This window comes from Ideonella sp. sgz306126 (assembly GCF_056032705.1).
The window spans coordinates 679,924-698,556 of the sequence record NZ_JBVYWP010000002.1 but is presented as its reverse complement, the minus strand read 5'-3'; the positions used below and the strand labels follow the sequence as shown (position 1 = coordinate 698,556).

Genomic DNA, 18,633 nt, shown 5'->3' with positions numbered 1-18,633 from the left:
GCCTGCTGGCCGTGCTGTTGCTGTGGAGGCTGTCTGCCGGCGCTGAGCCGAGCTGCCCGCCGCCGGCCCAGCCGCTGGACGCCGCCGCGGTGCGCCAGGGCCTGGCCGAGGCCCGGGACCACGGCTTTCTGTGGCAGGTCGACAAGGACGGCCGGCGCAGCTGGCTGTACGGCAGTCTCCACGTCGCGACGCGGGACTGGATGTTCCCCGGGCCGACGGTGCGCGCCGCGCTGCACGATGCCGACCAGGTCGCGCTGGAACTCGACGTGCTCGACCCGGACGTCCTGCGCCGCCTGCAGTCGGGCATGGCGGCCCGTCCCGGCGCTGCGCCGCTGCCGCCCGCGCTGGCCCGGCGCCTGCAGGCCCAGGCCGAGGCGGCCTGCGTCGGCGCGGCGCTGACCGGGCTGCGCCCGGAGATGCAGGCCATCACGCTCGAGGCGCTCGCCGGCCGCCGCCAGGGACTGGACCCGTCGTACGGCGTCGACGCCTTTCTGGCCGGCCTGGCGCACGGCCTGGGCAAACCGGTGATCTCGCTCGAAACGCCCGAGCAGCAGCTCGCGCTGCTCTTGCACGACGACCCGGCGCAGATCGAGGAGCAGGTCGGCCAGACACTGGACGAGCTGGAGCACGGCCAGGCCCAGCGGGTGACCGAGCGGCTCGCCCGCGACTGGGCGCAGGGCCGGCTCGACGACCTGCGGGACTACGCCCAGTGGTGCGACTGCATGACCACTGCCGAGCAACGCGATTTCCAGCGCCGCCTGATCGACGACCGCAACCTGCGGATGGCGCAGCGCATCGACGCGATGCACGCCGCCGGCCACCGCGTCTTCGTCGCCGTCGGGGCGCTGCACCTGGTCGGTCCGCAAGGCCTGCCGGCGCTGCTGGCGGCGCGCGGCTACCAGGTCCGCGCCGTGCCCTTGGGCGGGTCAGTCCCGAGCCGGAACGAGGCCGCGCCCGGCGCACAATGAACGCCAGCTCGTGACCTGACTGAAGGAGATCCGATGACCGCTGCGACCGATTTCGCCAAACTGGTGCCCGGGTTCGATTTTCTGCAAGGGCTGGTGAAGAACGCCGGCTCGGCGCTGCCCAACATCGGCCAATGGGTGGCGCCGACGCTGAACCCCGAGGAACTTGAAAAGCGCATCGAGGAGCTGCGCACGGTGCAGTTCTGGCTGGAGCAGAACGCACGCATGCTGGGCGCCACGATCCAGGCGATGGAGGTGCAGCGCATGACGCTGTCGACGCTCAAGACCATGAACGTCTCGATGGGCGACCTGCGCGACGCGATGACGCTCAAGACCCCCGAGGCCGCGCCGCCCGAGGTGGCCCCGCCGCCGCCCCCGGCCGCCCCCCGGCCCGCGGCGCGCCACAAGTCCAGGCCGGCACCGGCCGCCGCGGCCGCCGCCGCGGTCGACCCGATGCAGTGGTGGGGCGCGCTGACCAAGCAGTTCACCGAGCTGGCCGCCACCGCGATGAAGGACAGCGCCACCGACGCCGCCAAGAACCTCGCCGGCGCGATGGTCAAGCAATCGTTCGACGCCGCTGGCGAGACGCTGAAGAAGGCGGTGGAGATGCCCGGCGCCGTGGCGCAGAAGGCCGCGGCGGCCGCCGGTGCGGTGAGCTCTGCCGTGGGCGCAGCCGCCCGTCCGGCGCGCCGTCCCGCGGCCAAGACGCCTGCCAAGGCCGCCGCCAAGACGCCCACCCGTCCCACGCGCGCCAAGGCCCGCTGACCCGGCCCGCCGCTGACCCGCCATGCGCTGCGCCGGTCCGTTCCTGCCCGCCCACGCCACCCATCCCGATGGCCGCATGGCGCTGGCGCTGGCCGCAGCGCAGATCGACGCCCAGCGGGCCGCGCGCCCCGACTTCGTCGCGTCGCTGGGCCTGCTCTACCTGACCGACGCGCTCGCCGGCCAGGCCGCCGAGGTGCTGGCCGAGGCGCAACAGCGCTGGCCCGGCGTGCACTGGGCCGGCACGGTGGGCGTCGGCATCTGCGCCAGCGGGGTCGAATACGTCGACGAGCCGGCACTGGTGATGATGCTGACCGATCTGCCGGCCGACCAGTTCCGGCTCTTCCACGGCCGCCAGCCGCTGTCCGACCGGCCCGGCGACGGTGCGTGGACCGCGCTGGTCCATGCCGACCCGGCCACGCCGGAGCTGCCCGAGCTGCTCGCCGAGCTGGCGGATCGCACCGGCGCGCGCTACCTGTTCGGCGGCCTGGGCAGCTCGCGCGGACGCTGCCCGCAATGGGCCGACAGCGTGTACACCGGCGGCCTGTCGGGCGTGGCCTTCGGCCCCGGCGTCGCGCTGATCTCGCGCGTCACCCAGGGTTGCCAGCCGATCGGCCCGGTCCGGCACATCACCGCGGCCGAGGGCAACGTGGTGATCGCCCTCGACGAGCAGGCGGCATTGCCGCTGTTGCTGGGCGATGCCGGCGTCTCGCTGGAGCGCCCGCAGCAGGCGATGCAGCGCCTGCGCCAGACCCTGGTCGGCCTGACCGACGCGCGCGACGACGCGCTCGGCCGCGGCGGCCAGTTCGGCGCCGACACCCGGGTGCGCCACCTGATCGGCTTCGACCCGGCGCGCGACGCCCTTGCCGTGGCGGACACGCTGGAAACCGGCATGCAGCTGAGTTTCTGCGAGCGCAACGCCGAGGCGGCGCGGCGCGACCTGGTGCGCATCTGCACCGAAATCCGCGAAGAGGTCGAGGCCGGCGCGACGGCGCTGGCCGCGGGCGACGACCCGTCGCCGCCCGCCGGCCGGCAGATCGCCGGCGCGATCTACGTCAGCTGCACCGGCCGTGGCGGCGCCCACTTCGGCGGCCCGTCGGCCGAGCTGCGCATCGTGCGCCAGGCGCTGGGCGACGTGCCGCTGGTCGGCTTCTTCGCCGCTGGCGAAATCGCCCGCCACCACCTCTACGGCTACACCGGCGTGCTGACCGTGTTCCTGACCGAGCCGCCCGCTTGACGCAGGCGGGCGCGTCGGGCGGGTACGCCAGCGCTCCCGCGATCCGCCGGGCAGGTCCATGCAGCGGGGACCACGAGAAGTTGTCAGTCGCGCTCACGCCTCCGATCACCGTCTGCCCCTCTTTCGGCCGAGTCCTTGTCCGCGCTGCGGTGGCACCTCACGCAGTTCTCGACGTCGCGGATGCCTTCCTCCTCGTGTTCGGCGCGCACGTTCGCCGGCGTATGCTCGTGGCATCCGTAGCAGGTGTAGCGCCCGTAGTCATTGCCGGTGTGGCAGGTCGCGCAGGTGGTGTCGTGGTCACGGTCGAGCGCGAAGGACTTGCCGTGATCGAAGGTGGCCGGCTTCCATGCGGCGGTTGCGTGGCACTGTCCGCAGTGACCCTGGATCCGCCGGTGCAAGGTGTCGGACGGCGCCTTGTGGCAGGCGGTGCACGGGGCGTTCTTGGCCAGCCGCGCATGGTCGAAGGAGGCCGGCTTCCAGCCCCGCGGGCTGTGGCACTGGCTGCATCCGGCCGTCAGATCGCGGTGGACGTCGTTCTTCGGCGCGGCATGACACGCATCGCAGCGGTCGCGGGTGGCCGCGCGCAGCAAGTCGTGCGAGAACGGCTTGCGGCTGCGCTGCGTGAGCCGGGGGCCGGCGTGGTCGCTGTGGCAGGCGACGCAGTCCTGTTCGATCAGCTGCTGGTGGAACGACGATGTCCGTCCCTGCCGAGTCAGCACCGCGCCTCGGGTCGAGCGCAGGCCGATGTCGGCCAGGGCGTGACACTCGACACAACGTTGCGCCGCCGCCCCGCGCCAGGGGGCATGGCAGGCGAAGCAGTCCGTCGCCAGCCCGGCGTGGCCCCGCGACAAGGTCCCGGGACTCACCATCAACTGCGGGTAGACGAAGGCCAGCGCCACCAGCGCGACCAGGTTGGCCGCGATGACGATGAGCAGCCAGGGCGGGCGCTTCACTTCCAGCCCCAGAAGAGAAACACGGCGACGATGTGGGCCAGTGCAAGTACCACGAACGCCAGCGTGATCGGCAGGTGGACCACACGCCACTTCCGGACCGCGTCGAAGGTCAGACTGTCCCAGTACGTGCGGTCCTCGAGCTCCGCGGCCGACAAGCCCTGCCGGCGCATGCGCTGCTGGGCCTCGGCCAGCCGGCGGCGCGAGCGGTCCAGCAGGAACTTGCCGGTCAGGCCGCTGATCACGTTGACCAACATGGCCGCCACCGCGAGCCAGCCGAGGATCGCGTTGAAATGGATGCCGGCATGCACCAGCACCAGCAGCGATCCCAGCCAGGCCAGGCCTTCGTGCCAGCGCAGCAGCCGCGCCGGCTGGCCCGCGCGGATCAGCCGGTGCTTGCGCAGCGAGTAGACCGAGGAGGCCAGGATCAGCAGCGTGCCGGGGATGCCCAGGTAACGGCCGACCCACACCACATCGAGCAGGTGCAGCAGCGCATCGAGCAGCAGCGTGAAGCCCACCAGGACGGAGATGCCACCCAGGAAGGGCAGCACCTCGCGGCGGAACAGGCGGGCCTGCATGGCCTCAGGCCTCCAGAACCAAGGCCGACGACGGCCGGCCGACGCACATCAGGCAGTGGCCCGGCGCCAGGTCGTGGTCGGGCGGGCTCGCGTAGTGCACGGAGCCGTTGGCCAGGCGCGTCTCGCAACTGCCGCAGCTGCCGGAACGACAGCCCGAGTCCACGGCCACGCCGTGACGTTCGGCGAATTCGAGCAGGTTGGCATCCTGCCCGTCCCACACCAGCGTCCGGCCGGAGCGACTGAATCGGATCTCGACGGGCGCCGACGGGACGGCCGCCGCGCCTGTGCGGTCGAAAGGCAGCGTCACGGAGGCCGGGCCGAAGGCCTCGAAGTGCAGATCGTCGTGCGGCACGCCCCACTCTGCCAAGGCCGGCACCAGGCTCTGCATCATGGCGGGAGGTCCGCAGACGTAGAACTGGTGGCGCCCGTGCGGCAGCGTGCGCTTGAGCAGCTCGACGTCGACGTGACCGGCGTGCTGGTAGTCCGCCCCCGGCCGGTCTTGGGGTCCGGGGCGGCTGTAGGCCACCGTCAGGGTGAGCTGCGGGTACGAGGCCGCCATCTCCTGCAGCGGCGCCTTGAAGGCCTGTTCGGCGCCGTTGCGCAGGCCGTAGACCAAGTGGACGCGACGGCCGGGCTGCTCGGTCAGGCACCAGCGGAGCATGCTCATCATCGGCGTGATGCCGATGCCTCCAGCCACCAGCACGGCGGGCACGCTGGCGTCGGGGTCGATGAAGAAGTGACCCGACGGTGCCTTCGCCCTGAGCACGTCGCCGACCTGGATCCGGTCATGAAAGTGACTCGACGACAGGCCCGGTGACAGTTCGGGTCGGTCGGATGGTGCCGGCACGCGCTTGACCGTGATCCGGTAAGCGCCCGGGTCGGGCCGGTCGGACAGCGAATAGCAGCGCGTCACCGTGCACGCCTCGCCGCGGGCGTCGGGCACGTCGAGCGAGAACGTCAGGAACTGGCCGGGCTTGAAGGGCGGCAGCGCCGCGCCGTCCACCGGCACCAGGGTGTAGGAACACTGCGTTTTTGCCGCATCTTCGTAGCTGCGCGAGCGCACCCGGAATTCGCGCCAGCCCGCCCACGCGGCACCGGGCGCCGGCGCCTCGGGTTCGGCCACGATGGGCAGGACCGACGCCGTGCCGCGTCGCCGCCACAGCACGAACCCGATCCCTGCCGCGAGTTGGAAGAGCAGCGCGGCAGCGATCCAGGCCAGAAGTTGGGCAACAGTCACGCGGAAGGTCCGCCAAGAACTCGGTGGGTGTGGACGATTCTGGTATCCGCGTGGTGTCCCGCCGTTGACAGTGGTCAATCACGAGAGAGGCTCGCGGCAATGGGACGCCGTTGACGGCTGTCACTGTGCAGCCAAGGACGTCGCTCGCCGCAGGAGGGCTCCTCCGGAACGCCCTTCACGGACCGCTTCGAGCCCTCTCCTTCCACCTCCCCAGTGATGGGCAGCGGACCAACGGATGGCCCGTGCGCCCTCACGCCGCGCCGAAGTTCTCCGGCATCTGCACCGCCACCACCTCGCCGCGCGCGGTGACCACGCCGCGCGACGAGACCGTGGTCTCGACGATCACCTTGCGACCCTTGACCTCCTTGATCCGGCCCCGGATCTCCAGCTCGGCGTCGATCGGGGTGGGCTTCAGGTAGTCCACGTGCAGCGAGCCGGTGACGAAGCGAAATCCCGGCTGGGTGTCCATCTCGCGGTGCTCGGCGCGGTACATCGCCGCGGCCGCGGTGCCGGTGCTGTGGCAATCGATCAGCGAGGCGATCAGGCCGCCGTAGGTGAACCCAGGCACCGCCGTGTGGTACGGCTCGGGCCGGAAGCGGGTCACGGTCTCGTCGCCCTCCCAGAAGGTCTTGATCCGGTGACCGTGCGGGTTGAGCGAGCCGCAGCCATAGCAGTGCGACACGCTCTCGGGGTAGTGGTCCTGAAAGGCCTTCATGCGATCTCCGCGGGGATATCCGTCCAGGCCTGATTCTCGCCGGGAGGCCGGTCGATTCCCGCCGCCCAGGTCAAAAGCGTTTTGACCGCACGGCGGCCGCAGCGCTCGCGGAGTGGCCGGGTGCGGCAGTACAGTTGCCCCTTGCTCTCGCCCGCGCCCCGCGGGCCGCCGCCGCCCATGACTGCCCTGACCGATTCCGCCGCCTCCCCGCCCACGCCCGCCGAGCGCGCCGCCCGCCAGGCCGACGTGGTGGCCGCCCTGCAGGCGGTGCTGCCGGCCCATGCGCTGCTGTGGCAGGCCGAGGACACCGTGCCCTACGAATGCGACGGCCTGACCGCCTTTCGCGAGCGTCCGCTGGTGGTCGCGCTGCCCGAGACCAACGAGCAGGTGGCCGCCGTGCTGCGCACCTGCCACCGGCTGCAGGTGCCGGTGGTGGCGCGCGGCGCCGGCACCGGCCTGTCGGGCGGCGCGCTGCCGAACGCGATGGGGGTCACGCTGGGGCTGGCGCGCTTCAACCGCATCCTCCAGCTCGACAAGTTCAGCCGCACCGCGGTCGTCCAGTGCGGCGTGCGCAACCTGGCGATCAGCGAGGCGGCGGCGCCGCTGGGCCTGTACTACGCGCCCGACCCGTCGAGCCAGATCGCCTGCACCATCGGCGGCAACGTGGCCGAGAACTCGGGCGGCGTGCACTGCCTCAAGTACGGCCTGACGGTGCACAACGTGCTCAAGGTCAAGGGCTACACGGTCGAGGGCGAGGCGATCGAGTTCGGCGCCGACGCGCTCGACGCGCCGGGCCTGGACCTGCTGGCCGTGCTGGTCGGCAGCGAGGGCATGCTGGCGGTGGTGACCGAGGTCACCGTCAAGCTCACGCCCAAGCCGCAGCTCGCGCGCTGCATCATGGCCAGCTTCGACGACGTACGCCGCGCCGGCGAGGCGGTGGCCGGCATCATCGCCGCCGGCATCATCCCGGCCGGGCTGGAGATGATGGACAAGCCGATGACCGCGGCGGTCGAGGATTTCGTCCACGCCGGCTACGACCTGGACGCCGCGGCCATCCTGCTGTGCGAGAGCGACGGCACGGCGGAGGAGGTCGAGGAAGAGATCGCCCGCATGCAGGCGGTGCTGACGCAATGCGGCGCCACCCGCATGGCGGTGAGCGAGACCGAAGCCCAGCGCCTGAAGTTCTGGAGCGGACGCAAGAACGCCTTCCCGGCCTCGGGCCGCATCAGCCCGGATTACATGTGCATGGACAGCACGATCCCGCGCAAGCGCCTGGCCGACATCCTGCTGGCGATCGCCGAGATGGAGAAGAAGTACGCGCTGCGCTGCTGCAACGTCTTCCATGCCGGCGACGGCAACCTGCATCCGCTGATCCTGTTCGATGCCAACGACCCCGACCAATGGCACCGCGCCGAACTGTTCGGTGCCGACATCCTCGAAACCAGCGTCGCGATGGGCGGCACCGTCACCGGCGAACACGGCGTCGGCGTCGAGAAGCTCAACTCGATGTGCGTGCAGTTCAGCGCCGAGGAACGCGAGCAGATGTTCGGCGTCAAGCGCGCCTTCGACCCGGTCGGCCTGCTCAACCCCGGCAAGGTCGTGCCGACGCTGCACCGCTGCGCCGAGTACGGCAAGATGCACGTGAGTCGCGGCCTGCTGCCGTTCCCGAACCTGGAGCGCTTCTGATGAACGCCGCGTCCAACCATGACGCCGCCGTGCTGGACGCCCTGGTGTCCGCCGTGCGCGACGCCGCCGCCGGCGAGCACCCGCTGTGCATCCGCGGCAGCGGCAGCAAGGATTTTCTGGGCGGCCCGCTCAACGGCGCGCCGCTCGACCTGAGGCCGCTGCGCGGCATCTCGTCCTACGAGCCGACCGAGCTGGTGGTCACCGCGCGCGCCGGCACGCCGCTGGCCGAGCTGGAGGCGGCGCTGGCCGAACAAGGCCAATGCCTGCCGTTCGAGCCGCCGCGCCATGGCGGCGGCGGCACGGTGGGCGGCATGGTGGCTGCGGGCCTGGCCGGCCCGGCGCGGGCCGCGGTCGGCGGGGTGCGCGACTACGTGCTCGGGGCCACGCTGCTCAACGGCCGGGGCGAGTTGCTGAGCTTCGGCGGCCAGGTGATGAAGAACGTCGCGGGCTACGACGTCTCGCGCCTGCTGGCCGGCTCGATGGGCGTGCTGGGCGTGATCTGCGAGGTCTCGCTGAAGGTGCTGCCGGTGGCCCCGGCGACGCTGACGCTGCGCTTCGAGCTCGACCAGCCCAGCGCGCTGCGCCGCCTCAACGAATGGGCCGGCCAGCCGCTGCCGATCAACGCCAGTGCCTGGTGGGAAGGCATGCTGGTGCTGCGCCTGCGCGGTGCCCAGGCGGCGGTGGCCGCCGCCGCCCACCGGCTCGGCGGCGAGACCGTGCCCGAGCCGATGGCCTCCCAGTTCTGGCAGGGCCTGCGCGACCAGAACGACGAATTCTTCTCGCTCGCCGCCGAGGCGGTGGCCGCGGGCGCGACGCTGTGGCGGATGTCGGTGGCCGCCACCGCCCCCAAGCTCGATCTGCCGGGCGAGCCGCAACTGATCGAGTGGGGCGGCGCGCAGCGCTGGATCGTCTCGTCCCTGCCCGCCGCCCGCCTGCACGCGGTGGCCGCCGACGCGCGCGGCCACGCCAGCATGTTCCGTGGCGGCGACCGCTCGAACGGCGTCGGCGCCGCCTTGCCCGAAGCCGTGATGCGGGTGCACCACGGCCTGAAGCGGGCCTTCGACCCGGCCGGCATCTTCAACCGCCAGCGGCTGCTGCCGACGCTGTGATGCAGCGCCTGCGCCGCTCCTGCCCGCGCGCCCGCGCCGGCGCACCGGCCCAGGCCGCCGCATGAACCTGCTGCGGGGCTTCGCGCTGCTGCTGCTGTGCCAATCGGCCGGCGAGGCGCTGGTGCGCCTGACCGGGCTGCCGCTGCCCGGCCCGGTGCTGGGCATGGGCCTGCTGCTGCTGGCGTTGCGCTGGCCGGCGCTGCGCGGCCCGGCCGAGAGCGCCGCCGACGGCCTGCTGGGTCATTTGTCGCTGCTGTTCGTGCCGGTGGGCGTGGGCGTGATCACCCACCTGGATCTGCTGGCCGAGTACGGCGGCCGGATGCTGATCGCGATCGTCGTCTCGACGCTGGCCGGGCTGGCGGTGACGGCGCTGGTGCTGCGCGCGCTGCTGGTGCCGCGCGGCAAGGCGGGCTGACCCATGCGCAGCTTCGTCGAGCTCTGGGTCTACATGTCGGCCACGCCCTTGTTCGGGCTGACCGCCACCGTCTCGGTCTACGTCGCGGCGCAGTGGGCCTACCAGCGGCTGGGCCACGCGCCCTGGGCCAACCCGGTGCTGTGGAGCGTGGTGGTGATCGCGCTGCTGCTGGTGGCCACGCGCACGCCCTACCCGAGCTATTTCAGCGGTGCGCAGTTCATCCACTTCCTGCTCGGCCCGGCAGTCGTCGCGCTGGCGTGGCCGATGTGGCAGCGCCGCGCCCAGCTGCGCGAGCGGGCCGGCGCGCTGCTGCTGGCCGCGCTGGCCGGCGGGGCGGCCGCCAGCGCGACGGCGGTGGCCACAGGCTGGGCGCTGGGCCTGCCGCGCGACGTGCTGCGCTCGCTGGCGCCCAAATCGGTCACCGCGCCGGTGGCGATGGGCATTGCCGAGCAGATCGGCGGCATCCCGGCGCTGGCCGCGGTGTTCGCGGTGCTGACCGGCCTGACCGGCGCGCTGCTGGGCAAGTACCTGTTCGACGCGCTGGGCGTGCGCACGCCCGAGGTGCGCGGCTTCGCGCTGGGCACGGCGGCCCACGGCATCGGCGCCGCCCGCGCGCTGCAGGTCAACCCCGATGCCGGGGCCTACGCCGGCCTGGCGCTGGGCCTGCAGGTGGTGCTGGCCTCGCTGCTGCTGCCGCTGATGTTCCGCCTGTTCTGACCGCACTTTCACCCGGACCGACTTCCCCATGCAAACCCACCTGGCACCCGAATTCGCCGGCACCCCCGACGGCCAGGCCGCCGAGGCCATCCTGCGCAAGTGCGTGCATTGCGGCTTCTGCACCGCCACCTGCCCGACCTACCAGCTGCTGGGCGACGAGCTCGACGGCCCGCGCGGCCGCATCTACCTGATGAAGCAGGTGCTGGAAGGCGGCGCGGTCACGCGCGCCACCCAGGCCCACCTGGACCGCTGCCTGACCTGCCGCAACTGCGAGACCACCTGCCCCAGCGGCGTGCAGTACGGCCAGCTGGTGGAGATCGGCCGCCGCGTCGTCGACGCCCAGGTTGAGCGGCCGCGGGGCGAGCGTGCGATGCGCTGGCTGCTGAAGGAGGGCCTGACCTCGCCGGCCTTCGCCCCGGCGATGAAGCTGGGCCAGACGCTGCGCCCGCTGCTGCCGGCCTCGCTGCAACGCAAGGTGCCGGAAAAGGCCGGCGCCGCGGCCCACCGCTGGCCCACCCGCAGCCATCCGCGCAAGGTGCTGATGCTGATGGGCTGCGTGCAGCCGGCGATGCTGCCCAACATCAACTCGGCCACCGCCCGGGTGCTGGACGCCGCCGGCATCCAGACCCTGGTGGCGGACGACGCCGGCTGCTGCGGCGCGATCCGCAGCCACCTGGGCGACCTGCAGGGCGGCCTGGCCGACATGCGCCGCAACATCGACGCCTGGTGGCCGCTGGTCGAGGGACTGACCGATGCCGGCGCCGTCGAAGCCATCGTGATGAACGCCAGCGGCTGCGGCGCCACCGTGAAGGAGTACGGCCACGCGCTGGCCGCCGACCCGGCCTATGCCGACAAGGCCGCCCGCATCAGCACGCTGACGCGCGACCTGAGCGAATTGCTGCCCGACCTGGTGCCGCGCCTGAAGCCGCTGATCGAGCGGCGGCGCACCCGCCAGGAGGCCGAAGACGCCGAGCCGGTGCCGCTGGCCTACCACCCGCCCTGCACGCTGCAGCACGCCCAGCAGCTGCGCGGCGGCGTCGAGACCCACCTGGCCGCGCTCGGCTTCGACGTCCGGACCGCCCCCTGTGACAGCCACCTGTGCTGCGGCTCGGCCGGCACCTATTCGGTGCTGCAACCCGAGCTGGCGCTGCAGCTGCGCGACCGCAAGCTCAAGGCGCTGGCGCCGGTGCAGGCCGAGGTGATCGTGTCGGCCAACATCGGCTGCATCCAGCACCTGCAGTCGGGCAGCGAGCGCCCGGTGCGGCATTGGGTCGAGGTGCTGGACGAGGCGCTGGCGCGCGGCGAGCCGCCGGGGTTCTGAGCGCCGCCGGCGCTGTGCCGCGATGCCCCCGCACGACCCATGGCCCCCCCATCGATCACCGCCATCCGCCCCGCCCGCTGGCCCGCGGACCTGGCCACGGTGCGCCGCCTGTTCCGCGACTATGCGGACCGCCTGGACGTCGACCTGTGCTTCCAGGGCTTCGAGGCCGAGCTGGCGCAGCTGCCGGGCCGCTACGCCCCGCCTGCAGGCCAGCTGCTGCTGGCCTGGCGCGGCGACGAGGCGGTGGGCTGCGTGGCGCTGAGGCCGCTCGATGCGCGGGTCGGCGAAATGAAGCGGCTCTACGTCAGCCCGCAGGCCCGCGGCGAGCAGCTGGGTCGCCGCCTCGTCGAGCAGCTGTGCCAGGCGGCCCGCGACGCCGGCTACGAGCGCCTCGTCCTCGACACGCTGCCGAGCATGGCGGCGGCGCAGGCGCTGTACCGGTCGATCGGGTTCCGCCCGGCCGAGGCCTACGGGTTCAATCCGGTGCCGGGCGCGACCTTCCTGTCGCTGGAGCTCTGACCGGCACCGCTTTCGGCGGACAATCGAAGGCTGTTCGACTCTTCCCGGGCGCCGCCTGTTTCGCGGCCCACCCGGTCTGGCCATGACCTACAGCGTCAAGGAAATCTTCTACACCCTGCAGGGTGAGGGCGCCAATGCCGGGCGCCCGGCGGTGTTCTGCCGCTTTGCCGGCTGCAACCTGTGGAGTGGCCGCGAGGCCGACCGCGCCAGCGCGATCTGCCAGTTCTGCGACACCGATTTCGTCGGCACCGACGGCACGCTGGGCGGCAAGTTCGACAGCGCCGCGGCGCTGGCCGACACGATCGCCGCGCAGTGGCCGGCCGGCGCCGCGCCGGGCCTGGTGGTGCTGACCGGCGGCGAACCGCTGCTGCAGGTGGACGCGGCCTTGATCGACGCGCTGCATGCGCGCGGCTTCACGCTGGCGGTGGAAACCAACGGCACGCTGGCGCCGCCGCCCGGGCTGGACTGGATCTGCGTCAGCCCCAAGGCCGGCGCCCCGCTGGTGCTGACCGCCGGGCAGGAGCTGAAGCTGGTGATCCCGCAGGAGGGACTGGACCTGGACGCGCTCGCCGCGCTGCCCTTCGAGCACCACTTCCTGCAGGCGATGGACGGCCCGCTGGCGCGCCGCAACGCCGAGATCGCCGTGGCCGCCTGCCTGGCCGACCCGCGCTGGCGCCTGTCGGTGCAGACGCACAAGCTGCTGGGCATCCGTTGAACCCGAACCTGAAGCATCCGATGAAGTACGAACTGAGCCAGACCTTTTATTTCGAGGCCGCCCACACGCTGCGCCGCCAGATCGATGCCGAACCCAGCCTGCGCATCCACGGCCACACCTACATCGCCGAGGTCACGCTGGCCGGCCAGCCCGACCCGGCCAGCGGCATGCTGGTCGACCTGGCGCACCTGCGCCGCGCGATCGAGACGCTGCGCCGCGAGCTGGACCACCGCTTCCTGGACGAGGTCAAGGGCCTGGGGCCGGCGACGCTGGAAAACCTCTGCACCTACATCTGGCGTGCGATGGAGTTGCTCTACGGGGCGCAGCTGGCCTGCGTCGAGGTGCGCCGCGACGCCAGCGGCGACGCCTGCCGGGTGCGGCGCTGAACGGCGGGACGGGACAGGCCCGTCCGCCCGGTCACTTCTTCGCGGCGGCCGCTGGCTTCACCGGTGCGGCCAGCAGGTTGCGCAAGGTCTGCTCGTGCAAGGCCACGCGCACGGCGGCGCCCGGCACCCGCACACGGGTTTCGCTGCGGGCCTTGTGGATCTTGGCGCGGGTGCGCTTGAGCGCGATCTTGTGGCGGGAGCGGGTGGTCATCAAAGGCTTTCGGGAACGCAAGGAGACGTCAGCCCGGCGCGCAGACTGACGCGTCGATCATAGTCCGCACCCCGGGCCGTCCCGGGCACGCGACAATGGACCGGCGGGACCACGTCCCCTCCGCCCATCCCTCTCCTGTCTGCTCGATGCTGGATCTCGCCGCCCTCTGTCTCGTCGTCACCGCGCTGCTGGCCTGGGTCAACCAGCGCTTCATCCGCCTGCCGATCGCGATCGGCGTGATGGTGATGGCGATGACCCTTTCGCTGACCCTGGTCGGGCTCGATGCGATGGGCCTGGCGATGGGCCTGCACACGCAGGCGCGCAGTTGGCTCGGGGCGATCGACTTCGAGAAGCTGCTGATGCAGGGCATGCTGTCGATGCTGTTGTTCGCCGGCGCTCTGCATGTGGATTTGAGCCAGTTGCGCGCGATGCGCTGGCAGGTCGGGGTGCTGGCGGGCGTCGGGACCGTGGCGTCGACGCTGGTGGTTGGCCTGGGCGCCTGGTGGGTGCTGCCGTGGGTGGGCGTGACGCTGCCCCTCTTGCACTGCCTGCTGTTCGGTGCCCTGATTTCGCCGACCGACCCGATCGCCGTGATGGGCATCCTGAAGACCGCCGGTGCGCCGAAGAAACTCGAACTGGTGCTCGCCGGCGAATCGCTGTTCAACGACGGGGTGGGCGTGGTGATTTTCTCGCTGCTGCTGGGCTTGCTGGCAGGAGGTGGCATCCCGACCGTCGGCCAGGCTGGACTGATGTTGCTGCACGAGGCCGGCGGCGGCCTGCTGTTCGGCGCGCTGCTGGGTTATGCCTGCTTCCGGCTGCTGCGCAGCGTCGACAGCTACCAGGTCGAGGTGCTGCTGACCCTGGCCACGGTGATCGGCGGCTATGCGCTCGCGCCGGCACTGCACGTCTCCGGCCCGCTGGCGATGGTCGTGGCCGGCCTGGTGGTGGGCGACCACGGCCGTCGGCTGGCAATGTCCGACACGTCGCGCCATCACGTCGACCTGTTCTGGGAACTGCTCGACGAGATCCTGAACGCGGTGCTGTTCGTGCTGATCGGGCTGGAGATGCTGCTGATCCCGTTCTCGCCGCGCCTGCTGCTGGCCTGCGGGCTGAGCATCGCCGTCACGCTGGCCGCCCGCGTGCTGACGGTGGGCCTGCCGGTGGGCCTGCTGCCGCGGGTCTTCAAGCTGCCGCCGGGCTCGTGGAAGGTGCTGGTGTGGGGCGGCCTGCGCGGCGGCATCTCGGTCGCGCTGGCGCTGTCGCTGCCCGTCGGGCCGCAGCGCGAGACCGTCCTCGCGCTGACCTACGGCATCGTCGTGGCTTCGATCCTGGGCCAGGGACTGACGATAGGTCGCGTGGTCCGGCGCGCACTGCGGACCGCGGGCTGAGACAGGCGGCACCGGCAAGGCACGGCGGCCCGGCCGTCAGCTCAGCGACCGCAAGGCGTCGATCGCCTGTTCGATCCGCTCCACCGGGTGGATCGTCAGCCCGTCGATCGGCTTCTTCGGCGCGTTGGCCTTGGGCACCACGGCCACCGAGAAGCCCAGCTTGGCGGCCTCGCGCAGCCGCTCCTGGCCGCGCGGCGCCGGGCGCACCTCGCCGGCCAGGCCGACCTCGCCGAACGCGATGAAGCCGCGCGGCAGCGGCCGGCCGCGCAGCGAGCTCTGGATCGCCAGCAGCACCGCCAGGTCGGCCGCCGGCTCGCTGATGCGAACGCCGCCCACCGCGTTGACGAACACGTCCTGGTCCATGCAGGCCACGCCGGCATGGCGGTGAAGCACCGCCAGCAGCATCGCCAGGCGGTCGCGGTCCAGGCCCACGCTGAGACGGCGCGGGCTGGGGCCGCCGGCATCGACCAGCGCCTGGATCTCGACCAGCAGCGGCCGCGTGCCCTCCAGCGTCACCAGCACGCAGGAGCCCGGCACCGGCTCGGCGTGCGTGGACAGGAAGATCGCGCTCGGGTTGGTGACGCCCTTGAGCCCCTTCTCGGTCATCGCGAAGACGCCGATCTCGTTGACCGCGCCGAAGCGGTTCTTGATCGCGCGGATCAGGCGGAAGCTGCTGTGCGTGTCGCCCTCGAAGTACAGCACCGTGTCGACGATGTGCTCGAGCACGCGCGGCCCGGCCAGCGCGCCCTCCTTGGTCACGTGGCCCACCAGCACCACGGTGCAGCCGCCGCTCTTGGCGGTGCGGGTGAGCTGGGCCGCGCATTCGCGCACCTGGGCCACCGAGCCCGGCGCGCTGCTGAGCTGCTCGGAGTACAGGGTCTGGATCGAGTCGATGACGCAGAACGCGGGTTGTTCGGCCTCGATCGTCGCCAGGATCTTCTCCAGGTTGATCTCGGCCAGCACCCGCACCGTCGCGCCGCTCAGGCCCAGCCGGCGCGCGCGCAGCGCCACCTGCGCCGGCGATTCCTCGCCGGTCACGTACAGCACCTTCATGCGCGAGGCCAGCGCATCCAGCGCCTGCAGCAGCAGCGTGCTCTTGCCGATGCCGGGGTCGCCGCCGATCAGCACCACCCCGCCTTCGACGATGCCGCCGCCCAGCACGCGGTCCAGCTCGTCCAGCCCGGTGGGTGTGCGCGAGACGTCGCCGGCCTCGATCTCGCTCAGCGTGCTCACCGGCTGCGAGCTGGCCAGCGCCTGGTAGCGGTTCTTCGAGGCGGCGGCCGGCGCCTCGGCCACCGTTTCCTCCAGCGTGTTCCAGGCCTTGCAGTGCGGGCACTGGCCCAGCCAGCGCGGCGCGCTGCCGCCGCACTCGGCACAGGTGTAAACGGTCTTGGCTCGGGACATGGCGGAACGAAGGGGAATGGCGGCGGTGCGGGCGATTCTCTCAGGCCACCCCACTACACTGGACGCCCCCCAGCCTTGCCGCGCGGAGCCCGCCTTGGAACTGTCGACCTGGATCACCTTCTTTCTGGCCACGGTGGCCATCAGCCTGTCGCCCGGGCCGGGCGCGCTGGCGGCGATGAGCGCCGGCCTGGGCCACGGCTTCCGGCGCGGCCAGGCGATCGCCTTCGGGCTCGCGCTGGGCGTGTGGACGCAGCTGCTGGTGGTGGGCATCGGGCTGGGCGCGCTGCTGTCGGCGTCCGAATCGGCCTTCGCCACGCTCAAGTGGCTGGGCGTGGCCTACCTGATCTGGCTGGGCGTGCAGCAATGGCGCTCGGCCGCCGCGCCGCTGGCCGCCCCGGTCGATGCGCCGCAGGCCAGCCGCGCCAGCCTGGTGCGGCGCGGCTGGACGGTGAACTCGCTGAACCCCAAGGGCACGGTGTTCCTGCTCGCGGTGGTGCCGCAGTTCATCGACCCGGCCCGGCCGATGCTGGCGCAATACCTCGCGATCGCCGCCACCTTCGGCCTGGTCGAGTGCTCGGTGATGACCGGCTACGCGGCGCTGGCCTCGCGCGTGCTGCGGCTGCTGCGCACGCCGCGCCAGATCCGCGTGCTGAACCGCAGCATCGGCGGCCTGTTCATTGGCGCCGGGCTGCTGCTGGCCAGCTTCCGCCGCAGCCACTGAGGACAGTGGCCATGACGGTTACCGCGTCCGCGTCCGAGATCAAGCCGCCGTATTACGCGGTGATCTTCAGCAGCCAGCGCAGCGAGGTGGCCGAGGGCTACACCGAGACCGCCGAGCGCATGCTGGCGCTGGCCGCCGAGCAGCCCGGCTACCTGGGCGTGGACAGCGTGCGCGACGCCGACGGTGCCGGCATCACGGTGTCGTACTGGCGCACGCTGGACGACATCGCCGCCTGGCGCCGCAACGCCGAGCACACCGAGGCCCGCAACGCCGGCCGGGCGCAGTGGTACAGCGACTTCCGGGTGCGCATCGCCAAGGTGGAGCGCGAGTACGGCTGGCAGACGCAGGACGGCTTGGCCGACCCCATTGCCCCTTCAGCCGCGCCCTAAAATCAGCGTTTTACGCACCCTACACCCCGAAGGAATGGCCATGGGCATGGAAGACCGCGACGGCAAGATCTGGATGGACGGACAGCTGGTGGACTGGCGTGACGCCAAGATCCATGTGCTGACTCACACGCTGCACTACGGCTGCGGAGCCTTCGAGGGCGTGCGCGCCTACAAGACCGCCCGTGGCACGGCCATCTTCCGCCTGCGCGAGCACACCGAGCGCCTGCTGAACTCGGCCAAGATCCTGCGCATGAAGGTGCCGTTCAGCGTCGAGCAGCTCGAAGACGCCCAGAAGGCCGTGGTGCGCGAGAACCACCTGGAAAGCTGCTACCTGCGCCCGCTGGTCTGGATCGGTTCGGAGAAGCTGGGCGTCAGCCCCAAGGGCAACCAGATCCACGCGATGGTCGCCGCCTGGTCCTGGGGCGCCTACCTGGGCGAAGAGGGCATGAAGCGCGGCATCCGCGTCAAGGTCAGCAGCTACACCCGCCACCACGTCAACATCACGATGACCCAGGCCAAGGCGGTGAGCAACTACACCAACTCGATCCTGGCCAACATGGAAGCCACCGAGGACGGCTACGACGAGGCGATGCTGCTGGACGCCTCCGGCTTCGTCTCGGAAGGCGCCGGCGAGAACCTGTTCGTGGTGAAGAACGGCGTGGTCTACACGCCCGACCTGTCGGCCGGCGCGCTCAACGGCATCACCCGCAACACCATCTTCCACATCTGCCAGGACCTGGGCCTGAAACTGGTGGAAAAGCGCATCACCCGCGACGAGGTCTACATCGCCGACGAGGCCTTCTTCACCGGCACCGCCGCCGAGGTGACGCCGATCCGCGAGCTCGACCGCATCGAGATCGGCAGCGGCTCGCGCGGCCCGATCACCGAGAAGATCCAGAGTGCGTTCTTCGACATCGTCAACGGCCGCAACGACAAGTACGCGCACTGGCTGACGCCGGTCTGAGCCCCGCCCCGACCCCACCCAACGAGACCCCCATGAGCGAACAAGCCAAGGCTGTTGTCGAAGTGAGCGCCGCCGACCTGCAGGGCGACGGCGTCGTCTTTTGCCCGAACCCGAAGATGACCCTGTGGAGCACCCACCCCAAGGTCTACGTGGACCTGAGCCACGGCGGCCAGGGCGTGTGCCCTTACTGCGGCACCGTCTACCGCCTGAAGGCCGGCGAGAAGATCGCCCACGGGCACTGAAA

22 protein-coding genes are annotated in these 18,633 nt (G+C 71.7%); 16 read left to right on the top strand and 6 right to left on the bottom strand.

Features of this window, described 5'->3' with window-relative positions; genetic code table 11:
* Positions 1-11: 11 nt before the first annotated feature.
* Genes AC0N04_RS07750 through AC0N04_RS07740 form a run of 3 tightly spaced genes read left to right on the top strand, consistent with a single transcriptional unit; the run spans position 12 to position 2,964 of the window.
* Positions 12-968, top strand: a complete 957-nt coding sequence (locus tag AC0N04_RS07750) for a TraB/GumN family protein (protein ID WP_474280196.1) — start codon at positions 12-14, stop codon at positions 966-968.
* A 33-nt stretch (positions 969-1,001) separates the two neighbouring features.
* Positions 1,002-1,730 (top strand): PhaM family polyhydroxyalkanoate granule multifunctional regulatory protein, encoded by a 729-nt coding sequence (locus AC0N04_RS07745; protein WP_474280194.1) that lies wholly within the window; start codon positions 1,002-1,004, stop codon positions 1,728-1,730.
* 22 nt (positions 1,731-1,752) lie between these two features.
* Positions 1,753-2,964, top strand: coding sequence for an FIST signal transduction protein (locus AC0N04_RS07740; RefSeq protein ID WP_474280192.1), 1,212 nt, complete (start codon positions 1,753-1,755; stop codon positions 2,962-2,964).
* Positions 2,965-3,047: 83 nt separating this feature from the next.
* Here the strand turns inward: AC0N04_RS07740 and AC0N04_RS07735 are convergent, their stop codons facing one another.
* The 4 genes from AC0N04_RS07735 to AC0N04_RS07720 all read right to left on the bottom strand — a co-directional run bounded on the left by AC0N04_RS07735 (position 3,048) and on the right by AC0N04_RS07720 (position 6,444).
* Complete coding sequence (locus AC0N04_RS07735; RefSeq protein ID WP_474280190.1) at positions 3,048-3,917, bottom strand: cytochrome c3 family protein; 870 nt, start codon at positions 3,915-3,917, stop codon at positions 3,048-3,050.
* Positions 3,914-4,492 (bottom strand): hypothetical protein, encoded by a 579-nt coding sequence (locus AC0N04_RS07730; RefSeq protein WP_474280188.1) that lies wholly within the window; start codon positions 4,490-4,492, stop codon positions 3,914-3,916. Before AC0N04_RS07730 ends, AC0N04_RS07735 begins: the two co-directional genes overlap by 4 nt.
* A 4-nt stretch (positions 4,493-4,496) precedes the next feature.
* Positions 4,497-5,729 (bottom strand): 2Fe-2S iron-sulfur cluster-binding protein, encoded by a 1,233-nt coding sequence (locus AC0N04_RS07725; protein WP_474280186.1) that lies wholly within the window; start codon positions 5,727-5,729, stop codon positions 4,497-4,499.
* A 250-nt stretch (positions 5,730-5,979) separates the two neighbouring features.
* Complete coding sequence (locus AC0N04_RS07720) at positions 5,980-6,444, bottom strand: PaaI family thioesterase (protein WP_474280184.1); 465 nt, start codon at positions 6,442-6,444, stop codon at positions 5,980-5,982.
* A 177-nt stretch (positions 6,445-6,621) separates the two neighbouring features.
* Here AC0N04_RS07720 and AC0N04_RS07715 point away from each other — a divergent pair, with 177 nt between their 5' ends.
* The 8 genes from AC0N04_RS07715 (at position 6,622) to AC0N04_RS07680 (ending at position 13,312) form a co-directional block, all read left to right on the top strand.
* Positions 6,622-8,130 (top strand): FAD-linked oxidase C-terminal domain-containing protein, encoded by a 1,509-nt coding sequence (locus AC0N04_RS07715; protein WP_474280182.1) that lies wholly within the window; start codon positions 6,622-6,624, stop codon positions 8,128-8,130.
* Entirely contained in the window at positions 8,130-9,239 is a 1,110-nt protein-coding gene (glcE, locus tag AC0N04_RS07710; RefSeq protein ID WP_474280180.1) for a glycolate oxidase subunit GlcE, read from the top strand. Before AC0N04_RS07715 ends, glcE begins: the two co-directional genes overlap by 1 nt.
* 61 nt (positions 9,240-9,300) lie before the next feature.
* Complete coding sequence (locus AC0N04_RS07705) at positions 9,301-9,654, top strand: CidA/LrgA family protein (RefSeq protein ID WP_474280178.1); 354 nt, start codon at positions 9,301-9,303, stop codon at positions 9,652-9,654.
* A 3-nt stretch (positions 9,655-9,657) separates the two neighbouring features.
* Positions 9,658-10,371 (top strand): LrgB family protein, encoded by a 714-nt coding sequence (locus AC0N04_RS07700; RefSeq protein WP_474280176.1) that lies wholly within the window; start codon positions 9,658-9,660, stop codon positions 10,369-10,371.
* Positions 10,372-10,399: 28 nt separating this feature from the next.
* On the top strand, positions 10,400-11,692 hold the full coding sequence (gene glcF, locus AC0N04_RS07695) for a glycolate oxidase subunit GlcF (protein WP_474280174.1): 1,293 nt from the start codon (positions 10,400-10,402) through the stop codon (positions 11,690-11,692).
* 39 nt (positions 11,693-11,731) lie between these two features.
* Positions 11,732-12,211, top strand: coding sequence for a GNAT family N-acetyltransferase (locus tag AC0N04_RS07690; RefSeq protein ID WP_474280172.1), 480 nt, complete (start codon positions 11,732-11,734; stop codon positions 12,209-12,211).
* A gap of 82 nt (positions 12,212-12,293) precedes the next feature.
* Complete coding sequence (queE, locus tag AC0N04_RS07685; RefSeq protein ID WP_474280169.1) at positions 12,294-12,926, top strand: 7-carboxy-7-deazaguanine synthase; 633 nt, start codon at positions 12,294-12,296, stop codon at positions 12,924-12,926.
* Positions 12,927-12,946: 20 nt separating this feature from the next.
* Complete coding sequence (locus AC0N04_RS07680) at positions 12,947-13,312, top strand: 6-pyruvoyl trahydropterin synthase family protein (protein ID WP_474280524.1); 366 nt, start codon at positions 12,947-12,949, stop codon at positions 13,310-13,312.
* A 31-nt stretch (positions 13,313-13,343) separates the two neighbouring features.
* Here the strand turns inward: AC0N04_RS07680 and AC0N04_RS07675 are convergent, their stop codons facing one another.
* Positions 13,344-13,523, bottom strand: coding sequence for a hypothetical protein (locus AC0N04_RS07675; RefSeq protein ID WP_474280167.1), 180 nt, complete (start codon positions 13,521-13,523; stop codon positions 13,344-13,346).
* A gap of 146 nt (positions 13,524-13,669) precedes the next feature.
* Between AC0N04_RS07675 and AC0N04_RS07670 the strand changes: the two genes are divergently transcribed.
* The gene (locus AC0N04_RS07670; RefSeq protein WP_474280165.1) at positions 13,670-14,911 is read left to right on the top strand and encodes a cation:proton antiporter; all 1,242 of its coding nucleotides are present in this window, start codon (positions 13,670-13,672) and stop codon (positions 14,909-14,911) included.
* A 36-nt stretch (positions 14,912-14,947) separates the two neighbouring features.
* Here AC0N04_RS07670 and radA read toward each other — a convergent pair whose 3' ends face one another.
* A complete protein-coding gene (radA, locus tag AC0N04_RS07665) occupies positions 14,948-16,315 on the bottom strand; it encodes a DNA repair protein RadA (protein WP_474280163.1) in 1,368 nt (455 codons plus the stop codon).
* Positions 16,316-16,409: 94 nt separating this feature from the next.
* Between radA and rhtB the strand changes: the two genes are divergently transcribed.
* The 4 genes from rhtB to AC0N04_RS07645 are packed head-to-tail and all read left to right on the top strand — an operon-like array spanning position 16,410 to position 18,631.
* Entirely contained in the window at positions 16,410-17,036 is a 627-nt protein-coding gene (rhtB, locus tag AC0N04_RS07660; RefSeq protein ID WP_474280161.1) for a homoserine/homoserine lactone efflux protein, read from the top strand.
* Positions 17,037-17,047: 11 nt separating this feature from the next.
* Positions 17,048-17,425 (top strand): antibiotic biosynthesis monooxygenase family protein, encoded by a 378-nt coding sequence (locus tag AC0N04_RS07655; protein WP_474280159.1) that lies wholly within the window; start codon positions 17,048-17,050, stop codon positions 17,423-17,425.
* A 40-nt stretch (positions 17,426-17,465) separates the two neighbouring features.
* Positions 17,466-18,389, top strand: a complete 924-nt coding sequence (locus tag AC0N04_RS07650; RefSeq protein WP_474280157.1) for a branched-chain amino acid transaminase — start codon at positions 17,466-17,468, stop codon at positions 18,387-18,389.
* A 32-nt stretch (positions 18,390-18,421) separates the two neighbouring features.
* Positions 18,422-18,631 carry a zinc-finger domain-containing protein gene (locus tag AC0N04_RS07645; protein WP_474280155.1) on the top strand — a complete coding sequence of 70 codons (210 nt, stop codon included), beginning with the start codon at positions 18,422-18,424 and terminating at the stop codon, positions 18,629-18,631.
* Positions 18,632-18,633: the final 2 nt, after the last annotated feature.

Excerpts from the sequence above, each read along its gene's own strand:
- AC0N04_RS07745 (WP_474280194.1), top strand. The coding sequence starts at position 1,002 with ATGACCGCTGCGACCGATTTCGCCAAACTGGTGCCCGGGTTCGATTTT.
- AC0N04_RS07740 (WP_474280192.1), top strand. The coding sequence starts at position 1,753 with ATGCGCTGCGCCGGTCCGTTCCTGCCCGCCCACGCCACCCATCCCGAT.
- AC0N04_RS07730 (WP_474280188.1), bottom strand. The coding sequence starts at position 4,492 with ATGCAGGCCCGCCTGTTCCGCCGCGAGGTGCTGCCCTTCCTGGGTGGC.
- AC0N04_RS07720 (WP_474280184.1), bottom strand. The coding sequence starts at position 6,444 with ATGAAGGCCTTTCAGGACCACTACCCCGAGAGCGTGTCGCACTGCTAT.
- AC0N04_RS07715 (WP_474280182.1), top strand. The coding sequence starts at position 6,622 with ATGACTGCCCTGACCGATTCCGCCGCCTCCCCGCCCACGCCCGCCGAG.
- glcE (WP_474280180.1), top strand. The coding sequence starts at position 8,130 with ATGAACGCCGCGTCCAACCATGACGCCGCCGTGCTGGACGCCCTGGTG.
- AC0N04_RS07705 (WP_474280178.1), top strand. The coding sequence starts at position 9,301 with ATGAACCTGCTGCGGGGCTTCGCGCTGCTGCTGCTGTGCCAATCGGCC.
- AC0N04_RS07700 (WP_474280176.1), top strand. The coding sequence starts at position 9,658 with ATGCGCAGCTTCGTCGAGCTCTGGGTCTACATGTCGGCCACGCCCTTG.
- glcF (WP_474280174.1), top strand. The coding sequence starts at position 10,400 with ATGCAAACCCACCTGGCACCCGAATTCGCCGGCACCCCCGACGGCCAG.
- AC0N04_RS07690 (WP_474280172.1), top strand. The coding sequence starts at position 11,732 with ATGGCCCCCCCATCGATCACCGCCATCCGCCCCGCCCGCTGGCCCGCG.
- queE (WP_474280169.1), top strand. The coding sequence starts at position 12,294 with ATGACCTACAGCGTCAAGGAAATCTTCTACACCCTGCAGGGTGAGGGC.
- AC0N04_RS07680 (WP_474280524.1), top strand. The coding sequence starts at position 12,947 with ATGAAGTACGAACTGAGCCAGACCTTTTATTTCGAGGCCGCCCACACG.
- AC0N04_RS07675 (WP_474280167.1), bottom strand. The coding sequence starts at position 13,523 with ATGACCACCCGCTCCCGCCACAAGATCGCGCTCAAGCGCACCCGCGCC.
- AC0N04_RS07670 (WP_474280165.1), top strand. The coding sequence starts at position 13,670 with ATGCTGGATCTCGCCGCCCTCTGTCTCGTCGTCACCGCGCTGCTGGCC.
- radA (WP_474280163.1), bottom strand. The coding sequence starts at position 16,315 with ATGTCCCGAGCCAAGACCGTTTACACCTGTGCCGAGTGCGGCGGCAGC.
- AC0N04_RS07655 (WP_474280159.1), top strand. The coding sequence starts at position 17,048 with ATGACGGTTACCGCGTCCGCGTCCGAGATCAAGCCGCCGTATTACGCG.
- AC0N04_RS07650 (WP_474280157.1), top strand. The coding sequence starts at position 17,466 with ATGGGCATGGAAGACCGCGACGGCAAGATCTGGATGGACGGACAGCTG.
- AC0N04_RS07645 (WP_474280155.1), top strand. The coding sequence starts at position 18,422 with ATGAGCGAACAAGCCAAGGCTGTTGTCGAAGTGAGCGCCGCCGACCTG.